Annotated in this window: 15 protein-coding genes and 1 pseudogene; 6 read left to right on the top strand and 10 right to left on the bottom strand. The window is 52.4% G+C overall.

What is annotated here, in order from left to right; translation table 11 throughout:
• Position 1 precedes the first annotated feature (1 nt).
• Positions 2–379, bottom strand: a complete 378-nt coding sequence (locus RRF56_RS03200; RefSeq protein WP_317036187.1) for a nuclear transport factor 2 family protein — start codon at positions 377–379, stop codon at positions 2–4.
• 293 nt (positions 380–672) lie between these two features.
• Between RRF56_RS03200 and arr the strand changes: the two genes are divergently transcribed.
• Entirely contained in the window at positions 673–1407 is a 735-nt protein-coding gene (gene arr / locus RRF56_RS26320) for an NAD(+)--rifampin ADP-ribosyltransferase (RefSeq protein WP_410510525.1), read from the top strand.
• 6 nt (positions 1408–1413) lie between these two features.
• Positions 1414–1614 (top strand): annotated as a pseudogene (locus tag RRF56_RS03185) (YciI family protein); the annotation flags it as partial.
• A 130-nt stretch (positions 1615–1744) separates the two neighbouring features.
• On the opposite strand, the gene RRF56_RS03180 reads toward RRF56_RS03185, so the two are convergent.
• The 6 genes from RRF56_RS03180 to RRF56_RS03155 all read right to left on the bottom strand — a co-directional run bounded on the left by RRF56_RS03180 (position 1745) and on the right by RRF56_RS03155 (position 5666).
• Positions 1745–2140 (bottom strand): VOC family protein, encoded by a 396-nt coding sequence (locus RRF56_RS03180; protein ID WP_317036185.1) that lies wholly within the window; start codon positions 2138–2140, stop codon positions 1745–1747.
• Positions 2137–3474, bottom strand: a complete 1338-nt coding sequence (locus tag RRF56_RS03175; protein WP_317036184.1) for an MFS transporter — start codon at positions 3472–3474, stop codon at positions 2137–2139. Before RRF56_RS03175 ends, RRF56_RS03180 begins: the two co-directional genes overlap by 4 nt.
• Before the next feature lie 167 nt (positions 3475–3641).
• The gene (locus RRF56_RS03170; RefSeq protein ID WP_317036183.1) at positions 3642–4031 is read right to left on the bottom strand and encodes a VOC family protein; all 390 of its coding nucleotides are present in this window, start codon (positions 4029–4031) and stop codon (positions 3642–3644) included.
• A 109-nt stretch (positions 4032–4140) separates the two neighbouring features.
• Positions 4141–4653 carry a DUF1579 domain-containing protein gene (locus RRF56_RS03165; RefSeq protein ID WP_317036182.1) on the bottom strand — a complete coding sequence of 171 codons (513 nt, stop codon included), beginning with the start codon at positions 4651–4653 and terminating at the stop codon, positions 4141–4143.
• Between the two features lie 253 nt (positions 4654–4906).
• Complete coding sequence (locus RRF56_RS03160) at positions 4907–5437, bottom strand: GNAT family N-acetyltransferase (protein WP_317036181.1); 531 nt, start codon at positions 5435–5437, stop codon at positions 4907–4909.
• Positions 5438–5537: 100 nt separating this feature from the next.
• Positions 5538–5666, bottom strand: a complete 129-nt coding sequence (locus tag RRF56_RS03155) for a hypothetical protein (protein ID WP_317036180.1) — start codon at positions 5664–5666, stop codon at positions 5538–5540.
• 122 nt (positions 5667–5788) lie between these two features.
• On the opposite strand from RRF56_RS03155, the gene RRF56_RS03150 reads away from it, so the two are divergent.
• Positions 5789–6043, top strand: coding sequence for a hypothetical protein (locus RRF56_RS03150; protein ID WP_317036179.1), 255 nt, complete (start codon positions 5789–5791; stop codon positions 6041–6043).
• Positions 6044–6116: 73 nt separating this feature from the next.
• Here RRF56_RS03150 and RRF56_RS26315 read toward each other — a convergent pair whose 3' ends face one another.
• From RRF56_RS26315 to hppD, 3 genes are all read right to left on the bottom strand, one after another.
• The gene (locus RRF56_RS26315) at positions 6117–6191 is read right to left on the bottom strand and encodes a hypothetical protein (RefSeq protein WP_410510702.1); all 75 of its coding nucleotides are present in this window, start codon (positions 6189–6191) and stop codon (positions 6117–6119) included.
• On the bottom strand, positions 6175–7401 hold the full coding sequence (tyrA, locus tag RRF56_RS03145; RefSeq protein WP_317036178.1) for a bifunctional chorismate mutase/prephenate dehydrogenase: 1227 nt from the start codon (positions 7399–7401) through the stop codon (positions 6175–6177). Before tyrA ends, RRF56_RS26315 begins: the two co-directional genes overlap by 17 nt.
• Positions 7402–7478: 77 nt before the next feature.
• Positions 7479–8564 (bottom strand): 4-hydroxyphenylpyruvate dioxygenase, encoded by a 1086-nt coding sequence (gene hppD, locus RRF56_RS03140; RefSeq protein WP_410510701.1) that lies wholly within the window; start codon positions 8562–8564, stop codon positions 7479–7481.
• A gap of 1393 nt (positions 8565–9957) precedes the next feature.
• Between hppD and RRF56_RS03135 the strand changes: the two genes are divergently transcribed.
• The 3 genes from RRF56_RS03135 (at position 9958) to RRF56_RS03125 (ending at position 14656) form a co-directional block, all read left to right on the top strand.
• On the top strand, positions 9958–12900 hold the full coding sequence (locus tag RRF56_RS03135; RefSeq protein ID WP_317036176.1) for an amino acid adenylation domain-containing protein: 2943 nt from the start codon (positions 9958–9960) through the stop codon (positions 12898–12900).
• Positions 12901–12904: 4 nt separating this feature from the next.
• A complete protein-coding gene (locus tag RRF56_RS03130) occupies positions 12905–13963 on the top strand; it encodes a glycosyltransferase family 2 protein (RefSeq protein WP_317036175.1) in 1059 nt (352 codons plus the stop codon).
• A 96-nt stretch (positions 13964–14059) separates the two neighbouring features.
• Positions 14060–14656, top strand: a complete 597-nt coding sequence (locus tag RRF56_RS03125) for a cytochrome b (RefSeq protein WP_317036174.1) — start codon at positions 14060–14062, stop codon at positions 14654–14656.
• Positions 14657–14684: the final 28 nt, after the last annotated feature.

The raw sequence follows: 14684 nt of genomic DNA, 5'->3' as shown, positions 1-14684 counted from the left end.
ACTATGGGACAAAGGAAAGTTGACTTACGTGACCTGCGGCAATTTGCCAACGGTTGTTGCGCTGTAACCAGACGCGAGTAAATCGATAGACGTCAGAGAACGTTTGATCGTTAAGAATCCCTTCGATTTCTGCTTGTAAGGTAACGATGATACAATCGCGACTAAGCGGATGAAGTTGGCGATCGCTAACTTCTAATTTTGTAAATCGAAAGATCCCAGAGCGATGCGCTTCTAGATCTTGTTCTTTGTTGCTCACACCCCCTGTGTGCATGGTCCAGACCAAATCGTCAGCGATAAGATCGTCTAACACAGCAATGTCACTGTTAAGCATGGCTAGCCGCAGTTTTTCTTCCAGGCCTTCAATCAAGTCGGTCGTCATTGGATACGTTGCCTCAACTTGGAGTTTAATATCATTCTCCATTCTTTAGACGGCAAAAGAAAGCCGATCGCGCTTCAGTCGCTAACAACAGTCGGCGACTGATCATTACCAGAATCTCAACTTTAGATTAGGAAAATTCTCTCTCTTTTCACCGTCTAATTCTTGCGGTACTATCACATTTCTGCGATGAGTTGCGAAAGGCCTTTATTAGTTAGTTGAATGGAAGTGGGTCTCAAGCCAGTCTCCCTCTAGCCGAGACCAGCCAAGCTTTGCACACAGCACAGCCAAAAAGTATGAGGAGCAAACCGATGACGGCGATCGACGATCTGAGTCCGCAGCGGTTCTACCACGGTACAAAAGCCGACTTGAAGCCGGGAGATCTGATCAAGTCCTGCAATCTTCCAGAGATTGGCAACCAAGAGGCAATGGAAACCCATGTCTACCTCACTCCCAATCTGGATGCAGCCATCTGGGGGGCAGAGTTGGCGGTCGGCGAAGGTCACGGTCGGGTCTACATCGTGGAGCCGACCGGTCCAATTGAAGCTGCCCCCGCACTGACGGATCAGAAGTCTCCAAAGCATCTGTCGATGTCATACCGCTCCTACGAACCGTTGCGGGTGACGGGCGAGGTAACAGAGTGGACTCTTTATCACGGCACGCGGGCAGACCTGAAGCCAGGAGACCTGATTGAACCTGGTTATCGCTCTAACTACGGCAAGCAAACGAAGGCGGCCTACGTATACCTGGCCGCCACCTTAGATGCGGCCACCTGGGGAGCCGAGCTAGCTCTCGGCGAAGGCCCCGGCAGAATCTACATCGTGGAGCCAACTGGCCCGATCACCGACGACCCAAATCTGACCGACAAAAGGTACCCCGGCAATCCGACGAAGTCGTACCGCTCTCGGGAGCCGCTGCGGGTCACGGGTGAGATTACAGCCTGGCAGGGGCACTCCCCCGAACAGCCCAAAGCCATGCAGGACAGCCTTGAGCGACTTAAGCAACTGGGTATAGAGGCGATCGAGGACTGAGTCGGGAAAGAACTGATTGCCGGGTTTTGGATCTGGCAGGTGCAGCCAATGGCAGAGGCGATTGATTGGATTAAACGCAGCCCTTTTCAGGACGACAAGATTGAAATTTACCCCATCTTTGAAGCGGATGACTTTGGCGAAGCCTTTACCCCAGAACTGCGGGAACAGGAAGATCGCCTGCGAGTCGAGTTAGAAAAAGGAAAATGACCTGACATTATGATCATAATTTCACAATGAGTAGGTTCAAACCTGATACCCAACCCGGCTTGGCTGACTCCCAATCGGCTCGATTTGGCTGGGTGTAAGGTCTTGGGCAAGACCAGCATCGACGGGCAGCTCAAGGGTAAAAGCTCGGTCGAGCATAGCTAACGGTCAAGAGTTCCCACTGGTGGCCGTCTGGCTCGTTCCAGTAGATCATGCGCCCGCCAAATTGGGTACTGAATAGCCTATCGACGCTGCCTCGCAGGGTGCTGCGATAGGCTGTTCCACTGGCCTTGATGCGCTCGAGAATGGCGTCAAACTCTGCTTCTGTGACCCGAAAGCAAACGTGATAGATAGGAAAATCATCATCGGTTGATTGGAAGTCGAGGGTTAACTCACTGTTGACGTAAACGGGTGAGAAGGGGCCAATACTCTTGTCTGCCCAGGGAACCCCAAGCAGATCGGCTAAGCACTGGGCCGACTTTACCTGGTTGCGGCAGGGAATAATGGTGTGATCAAGTTCTATGGTCATAACAATAGTCTCCCAGCCTCAACTCGGGCATTGTTTGCGTAGCGCCTTTGATAGTTCACCGATAGGGTGCGGTAAGCGCGCGATCGCATCGCCAGCACCGTTACCACTAGACCCACGCAGCCCGTCAGGGTAAACAACAGGGCAATGCCGCGATCGCTGCCGGTGCCAAACCAGGGGCCAATTAGATCGACCCCGGCTCCGGTGGTCATAAAGGGAATAAACAGAAAGTGGGCGATCGGGCCAATCATAAAGGCGGTGAGCGGGGCGGCGGCCTGCTCAATACTTTGGGCAAAACCAAACACCCGTCCCTGGCGCTCCAGCGGAATCATCGTTTGCAAAATCATCTGTTCCGAAGCTTCGACCACCGGAATCAGGCACAGGTACACCAGCAAACCTACCGCCAACAAAATAATCGACGGCTGAATCGTAAAGCCCATCGCCACGATCCACATCACAATGTTGGAGAGAAACATGGTTTGCAGGGGGCTTTTGCCCAACCCAAACCGGGCCACCCCCAACCCACCAACGATAAACCCCAAACTCAAGACTCCCCACACAATGCCCCAAACCTGCACCGAAACCAGAGATAGCCCGTAGGCATCCATCAGCGACATAAAGACGCCGCCCAAAAAGTTGTTGAAGCAGTTGAAGAAGATCAGCGCAAATAAACCGGGCACTAGACGAATCACCTGAATGGTGCCTCGAATATCGATGTGGTGGGGTTTCGCCTCGGTCTGAATTATTCGCTGCTCGGGAATGGCGATGGTACACAAATGGAGGATGCTGAGGACGGTGAGGGCGATCGCTATCACCAGCATCCAATACATGCCCAGAAACCCGATCGCCAGCCCGCTCACAATGGAAGCTGCCAAAAAAGCTACCCCGTTGACGGTGCCCACTAAACCATTGGCCCTGTCGCGTTCTGCTTCAGGAATTAGCACCGTTACCAGGGTGGGCAGGGCGATGGTGCGCAGGTTTCCGGCGATCGCCCCCACCAGCGCCACAATGATAAATCCCCAGAGAATGGCGCTAGACGCGTCGGCAAAAACTGCCGCTGGCGTAGCTACATAAATCAGATAAGCAAGCGCGTATAGCACCAGCGACCCAACGCTGGAAATCAGCAGGGCAGTTTTTTTGCGGTAGCGATCGACCAGCGAGCCTAAAAAAAAGCCCGAAACGGCGACGGTGACCAGATATATCCCAGCCATCACTGAGGTAGCCAGCACCGACTGGGTTTGCAGATAAACCCAAAAGGTGACCCCAAACCAGACCAGGGTGTTGGTAAGGCTGGCCACCAGTGAGTTAGCTAAAATTTCGTAAAAAACGGGTTTCATTCAACATTACGAGGTAGAAAGCTGGGGTGAGTGGTGTTGGTTGAATGGGTGGGCATTGCCCTCCGGCCAACCGCTCCTATCCTCAGCTTTCCGGATCTACACAGCTACGACAGAATTGTCGTATACATGTTACAGCGTAGTGCTGCAAGTTTTTGTTGGCCGAATCACTAAGTCGGGGGTGTCATCCACTGCACCAGCTGAATCACCACCCCGTTGGGGTCGCTCACCTGAAAGAACCGCTCACCCCAGGCTTCCGTCTCAATTGGGGTAGTAATTGTCACCCCTTCGGCCTGGAGTCGGGCGTACTGGCGATCGATGTCGTCTACGACAAAAACAATCAGCAGCCCATCGGCCCGATGCCCGCGCATGGAGACTGGTTTGAAGGTGGTTAGCTCGGTGTGCAAAAAGATCAGGTTAAACCCCGCATCGGGCCGCGAGAGCGAGACAAAACCGTCGGCTGACATGTCTTCTTGAAAACCAAAATGGTCGGTGACAAAGGCCGCCGATGCGGCTACATCATCCACGTTGAGCGAAATCGCTGAAGCCGTAATCTGCATAAATTCTCTTCAGATAGGTTAGTTGATACCAAATCCGAATTCCATACCCCTAATTTGTAGGGGCATTGCATGCAATGCCCCCGAGGTACTTGTTGACAACCGGCAACCTCTACTGACGGTGGTAGTTGGCGGTCATAAACTGCTGCCACTGGCCGTCTTCGCCTAGGCAAAAGGAGGTCAGCACCCGGTGATCAGGGCTCTTGAATTCGACCACGTCTTTGTACTGAGCCATCTGGCCTTCGCCAGCCATAGACGGGCCTTCAGAATGCAGAGTGAGCACTCGTTCGGCAGCGTCGAGTTTGCCGTCGTAGATCCAGAGGTGGGTCATTATTGACCCCATCCAGGTGCCGACAAAGCGCTGCTTTTGGGGGCTGTAGCCGAGGGTCATAATGGTGGTGGCCATGGTGCCACACATTTCGCCCTGGCCTTCGGCCACCACCCAAAGCCCACCCACAGATTTGACGCTTTCTGTTCCCGTAGAGGTTTCCATGGGCTGATCCGGCCCTGTCATGCCCTCAACCTCATAGGTCCAATCGCCTAGGAGTTGTTGGAGCCACTGGTGTTCTTTTTGGGGCTGTTCTACTGCGGGTTGAGCTTGTTGGACATCAGTTGTAGTAGTCATTGGTTTCTCCTTAGGTTGTGATGCTTCTCCTACAGCCATGGTGGGCACTGCCCACCCTACAGCGTCTAGAGTTTTTGAGAAGAGTAGGAAACTTCTTGCTTAGAAAGCTCCTAACTTGGCTGTCAAGCCAGCTAACTGATTGACGGTTAAAACGTTTTGCGTAGGTTGGGAAGAATAGTGTGGAACCCAACACATTGAGGGTTAGGCATTGCTCATCCCTGAAGAAAATATTTTCCCAGAAACAACCTTCAAACTATCTAGAAAGCATTGGCGTTACCTCAGACCAGGTGGCTCGATCTAGGCGATAGACTGAGCAGTCGTCATCGCCAAAGGGGCGGTGCTCTAAAAATTTGAACCCCAGGCGTTGGTAGAAGCGGTGGGCACGAGTATTGCTAGTCAGTGGGTCAATCAGCACCGCCGTCACATTGGGGTCGGCAAAGCAGCGGGCGAGGGCCAGCCGCATCATGGTGGTGCCGTAGCCTTTGCCCAACTCGGTGGGTTCGCCAATCCAAATGTCGATCGCCCGCAAATTGTCAGGTACTTCCCCCCAGTAGTGGCTGTCTTCTTGGGCTGGGTCAATGATCTGAATGAATCCGATGGGGCGGCCCTCTAGCTCGGCGATCAGCTGCTCGCGCCAGGCGGGGGTGTGGGCCAGCTCCACTTCCCATTCCCAGTCATCGTTGGGGTCGGCGGCGACCACCTGGGGTTGCTCATCCCAGTGACGGAGTAGGCTCACATCGTCGAGAGTGGCGAACCGCAGGGCAATGGGGCTTGGTTCAGACATGGTTGTTACCGGCTGGTTCAACATCAGCTAACCGCCCAACTATCTTAGTTCTTTTGTACTATTATGTGGGCAAGCGAAATAAATCTTCAAAGCCATCACTTCAGACGATGGTGAAGTCGCACCACGCCGTTGTCGCATCGGAACGAATGGTGTTGGGGCCGCACTTTCGGTGGGTGCCGTCTTTGACCAGACCATAGCGGTTGTCGAGGGTGGAGGTGAGTTCTACCACCTGAATGGGGGTATCTAGAGCCAGATGTTCCGTGCACTCTGTACCGTGGTATCGCGATCGCTCTGCATCAGCCCCGGGTCAATCGAGGTCTGCACCATCAGAGAATCAGCAGCGTGAACAGAGTGGCGATCGCTACTACTCTGTCAGACGTATTGGTCTACATTTCATCCCATACCGTCGGGGCCGCAGAGCAAGCTACTCAGTTTTCTCCTGAACTGTATCAACTCTACCTAGACAATGGGCTGTGGTTTGAACTGGTGGCCGCGCTAGCCGCCAATGCCCAAGCAGAAGAAGGAGCTGCGTTGTTGCAAAAGCTAGGCACCCTAGCCGTTGATCCAATCCCTCAAACCCTGACACCCGTTACCCTGGGTCAGTAGTTAGTTCTTGACGTTCAGCAGAAGTCAATGCTCCTTCGGGGTCACCAGAGCGATCAATTGGGGCTTGTTTCACCTATTGACGCAACGCACTTTCGGTCAAACCCATCTCTTGAGCCACCTGGCTGACCGGTTTACCCAATTGGCCCACAATGCGAACAGCCTCTGCCTTTTGCTCGTTTGTCAAAGTCCTTCGCGGTTTTTGAATCATCTGAACATTCTCCTTCGTTATCGACTCTTCGGGAATGTCCACTTTTTCGAGGCAAGGTCAGATGCTGGGTTTCTACCTGGGTAGCGGCAACAAAGGTGCTCAGGTTGTTCAACATGTAGCTACTTTCCACCATGGAGCGATCGGCCCCAGGGCTGAAGGCGGCTCGGGTCTTCTCGAACTCGGCAATCAGGGCGGCGCGATCGCCCTGCTTCAGCAGATTAGCTAGATGGGCATAGGTGGAAACCATCCGCTCGATCGCCGCACAGCGATCGGGGGAAGCCATCAAAATGTCTACATAGAGAGCAGCATCCTGGGTTACCAGACGGCTGATAATGTTGATTTCAGAGCGGTACAGGGGGCTGGAAAATTCGAAGCTGCGATCGATGTCCACTCCTTCTCGGGCATAGAAGGTTCCCAGGCTGAAGTCTGAGAAGAAGCGAATGACCTGTACTGCAATCATCATTGCATCATGTTCGTCGGGGGTGCAGGTGACCAGGGTTCCTCCATCCGCCTCAATCAGATCTAGCACCCACTGAGCTGTATCCAAGCCCCGCCCGGGGCACACCACCACCTTTTTACCCAGAAATGTTCCGCTACCCAGACCAAACATGGGGTGCAGACCGACCACAGGGCCACTGTGAGCTTTCAGCATGGCCTGGACCACTTCCACCTTGGTACTGGCTACATCCGCCAGAATGGTATGGGGAGAGAGATACTCAGCGACCCGTCGCACAATGGGAATAGTGTGTTTAAGGGGAACCGCAATCAACACCAGATCCGCGTCTTCTAACAGGATATTGGCCCGATCCCAGTCGTCATACTCCAACACTCTCACCTCATGGCCTGCGGTAGCCATGCGATCGCAGAAGAATCTCCCCATAATGCCTCGGCCTCCAACCACCGTAATGCGTCGCCGTTGGGCTTGCCGGTGCTGGAGGCTAGGTTCCTCCGTTGCTAGAGCGGCCATGCAGTTAACAATCAGCGTATTCCAGGTGAATTCCGAAACGTTCGCATCCATCAGAAAGGGGCGAATGTGTTCCAGTTGTTCCACCATTGAGGGGGCATCCTGAGTCTGTAACAGAGTAATTCGCTCGCTTAACAGCGAAATCAATTCCTGATCGATCTGTTGTAGTGTTTTGGTTTCGGACATAGTCAACGTTTATTGTGTAGGTGAGGACGACCGTTCACCAAAAAAGGCCGTAAATGGTTGCCGCAAAGGCAAGAGAATTAGAGGTTACCGCGCAGCGCTTGCTCCCGTTCTAAGGCCACAAACAGCGATTTGAAATTACCAGCCCCAAAACCCCGCGAACCGTGGCGCTCGATAACCTCGAAGAAGAGCGTGGGGCGATCGCCCAGGGGTTTCGTAAACAGTTGCAACAGATACCCATCTTCGTCGCGATCGACCAAAATTCCCAGTTCAGCCAGCTTTTCAACCGGTACATCAATATCCTGAACCCAATCAGCCAGACCGTCGTAATAGGTTTTTGGGATCGGTAGAAACTCAACACCAGATTGACGCAGCTGCATCACCGTTTGAACAATGTCATGGGTTTCTAGGCCAATATGCTGAATTCCAGGGCCATAGTGAAAATCCAGGTATTCATCAATTTGCGACTTACGCAAACCATCGGCAGGCTCATTGATATTGACGATAGTTTTGTCGCCATTTTGCAGCACTTTCGACATCAGCGCCGAATATTCGGTGGCAATGGCCTGATCATCAAAGTGCAGGCGCATTTCAAACCCCATCGTTTTCACGAAAAATTCTACCCACCGATCCATGAACCCACGCTCCACATTGCCAACAATGTGGTCGATTCGCACTAACCCAGCAGAGGCAACAGTTGCCGAAGACCGAGCCGTAAACCCAGGAGCAAAGGCTCCAGAATAGTTGTGTCGTTCGACAAACTTGACGAGTACGTCCCCAAAGCTACGAATAGCGGCGTACCGGAAGGTGCCAAACTCGTCATCTTGATCGGTGGGGGGAATGGCTCCGATTGCCCCTTGGGAGATAGCACGATCATAAGCTACCTTAACATTAGGCACTTCCAGGGCAAGAATTGCGATAGTGTCGCCATGCTGAACCACGCTCTGGTTGATAGGGTGATCCGGACTCATGGCAGAGCTGAGAACAAATCGGATTTTGCCCTGCTCGATGACATAGGATGTGGTCTTTCGCTCACCGGTTTCTAGCCCACAGTAGGCTGTCATCTGGAACCCGAAGCATTGGGAGTAAAACTGCGCAGACTGCTTCGCATTTCCAACAAAGAACTCTAAATGATCAACACCAACAATAGGACAGATATCGCTCATCATAGCTTTTCTAAATTGTTATAAATCAAAATCGAAAGCTCGAATCAATTACTGTATTTCTTATTGATTCAGATCTTTATTCGCCAAGCTTGGATTCAATCTAGCTCACTAGGCAACGGGATTACCAGAGCCAATATCAGCTCTTCATAGGAATCCTACGAAAAAACACTTAATTAAAAAATATCTATTAACGCTTGTCTATGGCCTACTGTTTTTTTGGAAAATCAAATTATCAAAGAAGTTGTGACTCTAGCGTGGTAGCTTTCAATTGTGACTATTAAAAGCATGGTGAAGGCAATTGATTCAGCCAAATCTTGATGAAGCTTCATGAAAACTTTTTAATGCAATCATGAAAAGCAGTTAGTTTTTGCCGAGATTTGACAAAAGCTCTTTACTCAGTGGTCTTCAGAAGTTGCTATGGAGAGATGTCTTCGTGTTTCACATATTCCTGGCATTTTAGGGCCGAAGTTTATGGTTTCTATGAATTTTAGGGCACTATACGTAAGTATTATTACGGTCGCTGTAGGATTTTGTTAAAAGTAAACTTGGATTTCATAGGGAGCCCTTTTTAATCTGGATGGTTTTATAGGTTCCTTGTCTTTGTTCGTAAGAGTTAACCGTAGAAATTATCTAAGTTGGCTGAATTAAGGTGATGATATTTTTTAAGCCTGTGATCTGTTTAGTTAGACGCCTGGTTTAAATTTAGAGGTTTTTCTGAATTTTCTAGCTGCATCTGCATGTATTTAGTTGACTTGCGTAGTTGTGATCAGTCCTATTAAGCAGCATTTCTACAGAGTTTAGCCACATTTCTACAGTGCTTGCGATAGTTGATCGAGCATAAATCCAATTTTTTAACTACATTTGATCGGGAATAGCAATTATGAGTTTTGAGCCAGTTCTGGCGATCGCGGATGCGTCAAATCCTTTAACGGATGACAATTGCTCGTTAGAATTATTTCCGGTTTTCTCATCTGACCAACCTGTTGAAGCCGTACGGGCAACGCTTCTGCTCCCTTGGGACTTTCTTAAAACTCCATCTACTCCCTATCAGCTTGGCCACCTAACCTTTACTTACCCTGCGATCCTTCCACTGGCATCCAAATTTTCGCCTACCCAGGATGCCAGACACCCTGGACTCTTTGGGCTAGCCCTATTTCAGGGATTGCTCTCCCGGTATACCCAACAGGAAACGATCGATCTAGATGTCACCTTCTCCGATGCCCTAGGCGATCACAGAAGCACATCAGCGATCGCCATAGACTTGCCTCCCTCCGTCTCAACCCAATCGTTAATCGATCACCTTGCTACAGCTTTACAGCAAGCACCATCCCCGGAGTCCCCGGCTTCCGTTGCATTCACATTCTGGGTTAAGGACGACGATGCTTGCGGCACGATGGCAGCCTATCCCACTCTGCCTACCGATACTCAAGGCCCTGACCTGCACCTTTACATCGTGCAGTCTGGTTCTGAGCTGCATGGCGTTCTAGAGTACAATGCCTGCCTGTTCCGCCCAGAGACCATCAAACGCCTGGCTGGGCACTTGGTCTGTCTGGCGGAAGGGGCGATCGCCAATCTCAATAGGCCCATCGCATCCCTCCCTCTGCTAACGTCCACCGAAGACCAACAACTGGAGGACTGGGGGAGCCCCTACTTCGAGTTGCCCCAACAGCCCATTTTTACCGCTATTGAGGCCCATGCAGCAGCGCGACCAGCAGCGATCGCCCTCAACTTTAAAGACCAATATTTGTCCTATGGCGAGTTGAACCAGCGAGCCAACCAACTAGCTCACTACTTGATCCAGCGGGGGGTGGGTCCGGGGGTGCGGGTAGCCTCCTGCCTAGACCCCTGCCTGGATGTGCTGGTGGCGGTGCTGGCTATTTTCAAGGCGGGGGGCACCTACGTACCCCTAGACCCCAGCCATCCCCAGGAGCGGCTGACCGCTATTCTGGAGGACACTCTGCCCCCGCTGTTGCTGACCCAGGCTCACCTGGTTTCAGTAGTTCCGGCGATCGCCCCCCAAACCTTCTGCCTGGATCAAGATTGGACGCAGGTGCGATCGCAGCCCACCCACAACCCCAATCTCCCGCTCGATCTCGATCAGATTGCCTACATTATCTACACCTCTGGCACGACAGGAAAGCCTAAAGGGGTGATGGCCAGCCACCGTAACCTGCTCAACTACATCTGGGTAGCCCAGGAGAAATACGGCTTCAATGCCAATGACGTGATGCCTGCCATGGCGCGCTTCACCTTCAGCATCACCATGTTTGAGCTGTTCTCTCCCCTGGTGGCTGGCGGACGACTGATCATTCTAGAGCGGGACCATGTTCTCGACTTCAAGCGACTGGTGCAGACCTTACAGGAGATCACCGTCATCCATATTTCCCCCAGCTTGATGCGGAAACTGCTGGCCTATATCCAGGAACAGGGGATTGATCTGCAAACCTTACAGGGACTGCGACACATCTCCTCCGGCGGCGATATGGTGCCTGCGGATTTGTTAGACCAGCTGCGAACCCTGTTTCCCCAGGCAGAACTCTATGTGATCTACGGATGCAGCGAAATTAGCTGCATGGGCTGCACCTATCCGGTGCCCACAGAATTGCCCATTACAGAAACTCGGGTGGGCAAACCCTTCAGCAACGTATCTGTACAGCTCTACGACCCTCAGCAAAACCGGGTTCCCATTGGGGTGATCGGCGAAATTTACTTTGGCGGGGCGGGAATTACCCAGGGCTACCTGAACCGCGATCATCTGACCCAGGAAAAGTTCGTCACCATTGACGGGCAGCGATTCTACCGGACAGGGGATCTAGGCCGCTTTGATACCCATGGCAACCTGGAAATTTTGGGTCGTTCCGACTTTCAGATTAAGCTGCGGGGTATCCGCATGGAGCCCGGTGACATTGAAGCAGCCCTGCGTCAGGCTCCGGGGGTGCGCGATGCAGTAGTGGCAGCCTGTGAAGTGGGCAACCGGGAGAAAAGCCTGGTGGCGTATCTGGTGCCCCAGCCCCAGCAAACCTTGAATGTGGTCGAAATCCGGCGATTCCTTCAGACAAAGCTGCCTGATTACATGGTGCCCACCGCTTTCATGGCCCTAGACGCGCTGCCCGTCAACATCAACCAAAAAGTTGATCGGAAAGCCTTGCCGCTGCCAACCCCTCAAGACTTGCTGGGAACCCAGTCCTATGTCGCGCCTCGAAATGAGGTCGAGCAAAAACTGGCCAGCATCTGGGAAAGTGCCCTGGGGACCAGCCCTATCAGCGTGCAGGACAACTTCTTTGATGTGGGTGGCGATTCCCTTCAGTCCATCGCCGTGATGATCCAGATTGAGCAGACCTTTGGTAAAACCCTGCCCCTCAGTACCCTGCTCACGGAACCCACCATTGAGCAAATGGCGGCGGTTTTGACCCAATCTAAACCTTCTGACCTGCATAAATCCGTGGTGTTGCTGAAGCCGGGGGGAAGCAAGCCCCCCATTTTCTTCGTTCATGATGGGGAAGGAGAAACCCTGCTCTACCGCAACCTGGCTCTATCGCTGCACCCCGATCATCCTGTCTATGGCCTTCAGCCCTACAGTCGCGATGGGTTCCCCATCCTACATACCCGTCTAGATGAGATGGCCACTTACTATATGGAGCAAATTTGTTTAGTGCAGCCGGAAGGTCCCTACTTCCTAGGTGGGCTGTGTATTGGAGGTTTTTTAGCCTTTGAGATTGCCCGCAAGTTACGGCAACGGGGGCAAGCGGTGGAGATGATTGCCCTGATTGATACGGCAGACGTTAAAGCCGAGTTGCGCTCCAATCTTTACAGCACTGAGCGGCGCAATCGTTTATCGCAAGCTCTGGGCGAAAGTCAGCAGCGACCTGTGCACCAGCGGGTGTGGTCGATGGCTCGCACCATCAGCGCAAAAGCCTTTAACCTGGTGCGCTACGAAGTCAGTTCTCGCCTGACCGTTATCCAGTGCAAGCTGAGGATGCGGCTATTGCGGTATTACCTGGACCGAGGTTGGGGTTTACCTGCGTTTCTAGAAGGTATTCCAGTGCGAGTGGCCTTGAAGTTTGCCGAGAAGGAGTACGTGCCGGCAGCACCTTACCAGGGCGAAGTTTTACTGTTCCTGGCTACAGAGAAGAGTCCTGTATTTGATGGGACGGAGATCGATGACACTCCCTATGCTCACCTGTATGCAGATCCTTTGCTGGGCTGGGAGGTGCGTGTGACGGACGGGGTTTGCCTGCATAAGGTACCCGGTGGTCACTCCAGCATGTTGCAAGAGCCGAATGTTCGTGTACTGGCAAAAACGATGCAAGCCTATATTGATGCAAGGATGGCATAACCCGATGACAACAGGCACTCTGACAACGGAAACGAAGGCGAAGAACACTCCATCGCTGCTGGTGGTGATTGTGAATTACCGCACGCCGGATTTGAGCATCGCCTGCTTGCGATCGCTCGCCCAGGAAGTAACCACCCTGCCCAAACTCCGGGTGGCATTGGTGGATAATGCTTCGGGGGATGGTTCGGTGGAGAAGATCGGTGAGGCGATCGCCCAGGAAGGCTGGTCGGACTGGGCGGCGCTCCTCCCTTCTCCCCACAATGGCGGTTATTCCTATGGCAATAACTATGCCATTCGTCCTGCTTTACAACAGCACAACCCACCGGATTATGTACTGCTGCTCAACTCCGACGCTCAGGTGCTTCCCGGTGCGCTTCAAGCGCTGATCGATTTTCTCGACACCCATCCCCAGGTTGGTATCGCCGGTAGCGCCATGATCAATCCCGATGGCAGCGAGTGGTCAACGGCGTTCCGCTTTCCATCCATTTTGGGTGAAATTGAGCAGGGTTTTCGTCTGGGGCCAGTGTCGAAGCTGTTAGCAAAATGGTCAGTAGCCCAGCCAATGGGACAGCACCCTCAAGCCATTGACTGGTTGCCTGGAGCCAGCATGATGGTTCGGCGGCAGGTGTTTGAGTCTATCGGATTGATGGATGAGGGGTACTTCCTGTATTACGAAGAAACTGACTTTTGCCTCCAGGCGAAGCGAGCCGGGTGGCCCTGCTGGTATGTGCCTGACAGCAAAGTGATGCATATTGCCGGACAAAGTACAGGTGTTACCGATCGCACCCATGTTCCCAAACGGTTGCCACAGTACGTTTTTGATTCTCGCCGCCGCTACTTTTTGAAAAACCACGGTTTCTTTTACCTGTTGGCAACGGATGTGGTCTGGACATTAGCTTTCTCCACCTGGCGGCTGCGGCGCATCCTGCAACGCAAGCCCGACACCGATCCACCTCATCTACTATGGGATCGAATACGGAATAGTGCTTTGTTTAAGCTGGGTACAGGGCTGCCGAATAGCAATACTCCTCAGGCTACAGATGCGATTGCAATGGAAGGCTAAATAAATTCAGCATAGATGTTTAGAACCCGGCAACAACTTTAAGGTTACGAGTAAGCAACGCAGCTTATCCAATTTACTAACGTTAAGGAGGTAGGTATGAGTTCTAAATTAGCTCCGCAAAAACCAGCATCTTCGGCGACGAAACCCCAGTCCAGATTAAACTCGGCGTTCAAACAATTGTGGTCTATGCACTGGTGGATGGCCGCCTGTTATTTGGTGCTGTTTGTCGGTGGGTTTTGGATGGTTCGGATGTCGGGAGATGCGGCTGCGTTACGGGGAAATGCCTACACAATGCATAAATCCATTGGGGTATTAACGATGGCGTTACTCACCTTGCGAATCCTCATTTTGCAGCGGGTCTGGTGGCAAAAATATACCCGCCGTATTCCTAAACTTACCGGAAAATGGATGCGTACTTTTCTGCTCCATACCGCCATTTATGTGTTCATGCTGGCGGTTCCCACAAGTGGCTTTTTCCTATCCAACTCCCATGGAAGTGGCAATGTTCCCTTCTTTTGGGCAACGTTGCCCGATGTCTTTCCTAAAAACGCGGCGGTTGTTGGCTTAGCGCGAGACATGCATTTCTGGCTTGCTTACACGTTTTTAGGGTGCATTGTGCTGCATGCCGTCGATCAGCAAAAGTATGTGCGATCGCTCTGGCGACGCAGCCGTCAAGCCATCCAGAAAAGTTGATATCCTCCCCGACTTCAAGGCACGGGAA

The organism is Nodosilinea sp. E11 (assembly GCF_032813545.1).
Classification (GTDB): Bacteria; Cyanobacteriota; Cyanobacteriia; order Phormidesmidales; family Phormidesmidaceae; genus Nodosilinea.
The sequence above is the reverse complement of the archived record's forward strand: the minus strand, read 5'-3'. Positions and strand labels throughout refer to the sequence as shown.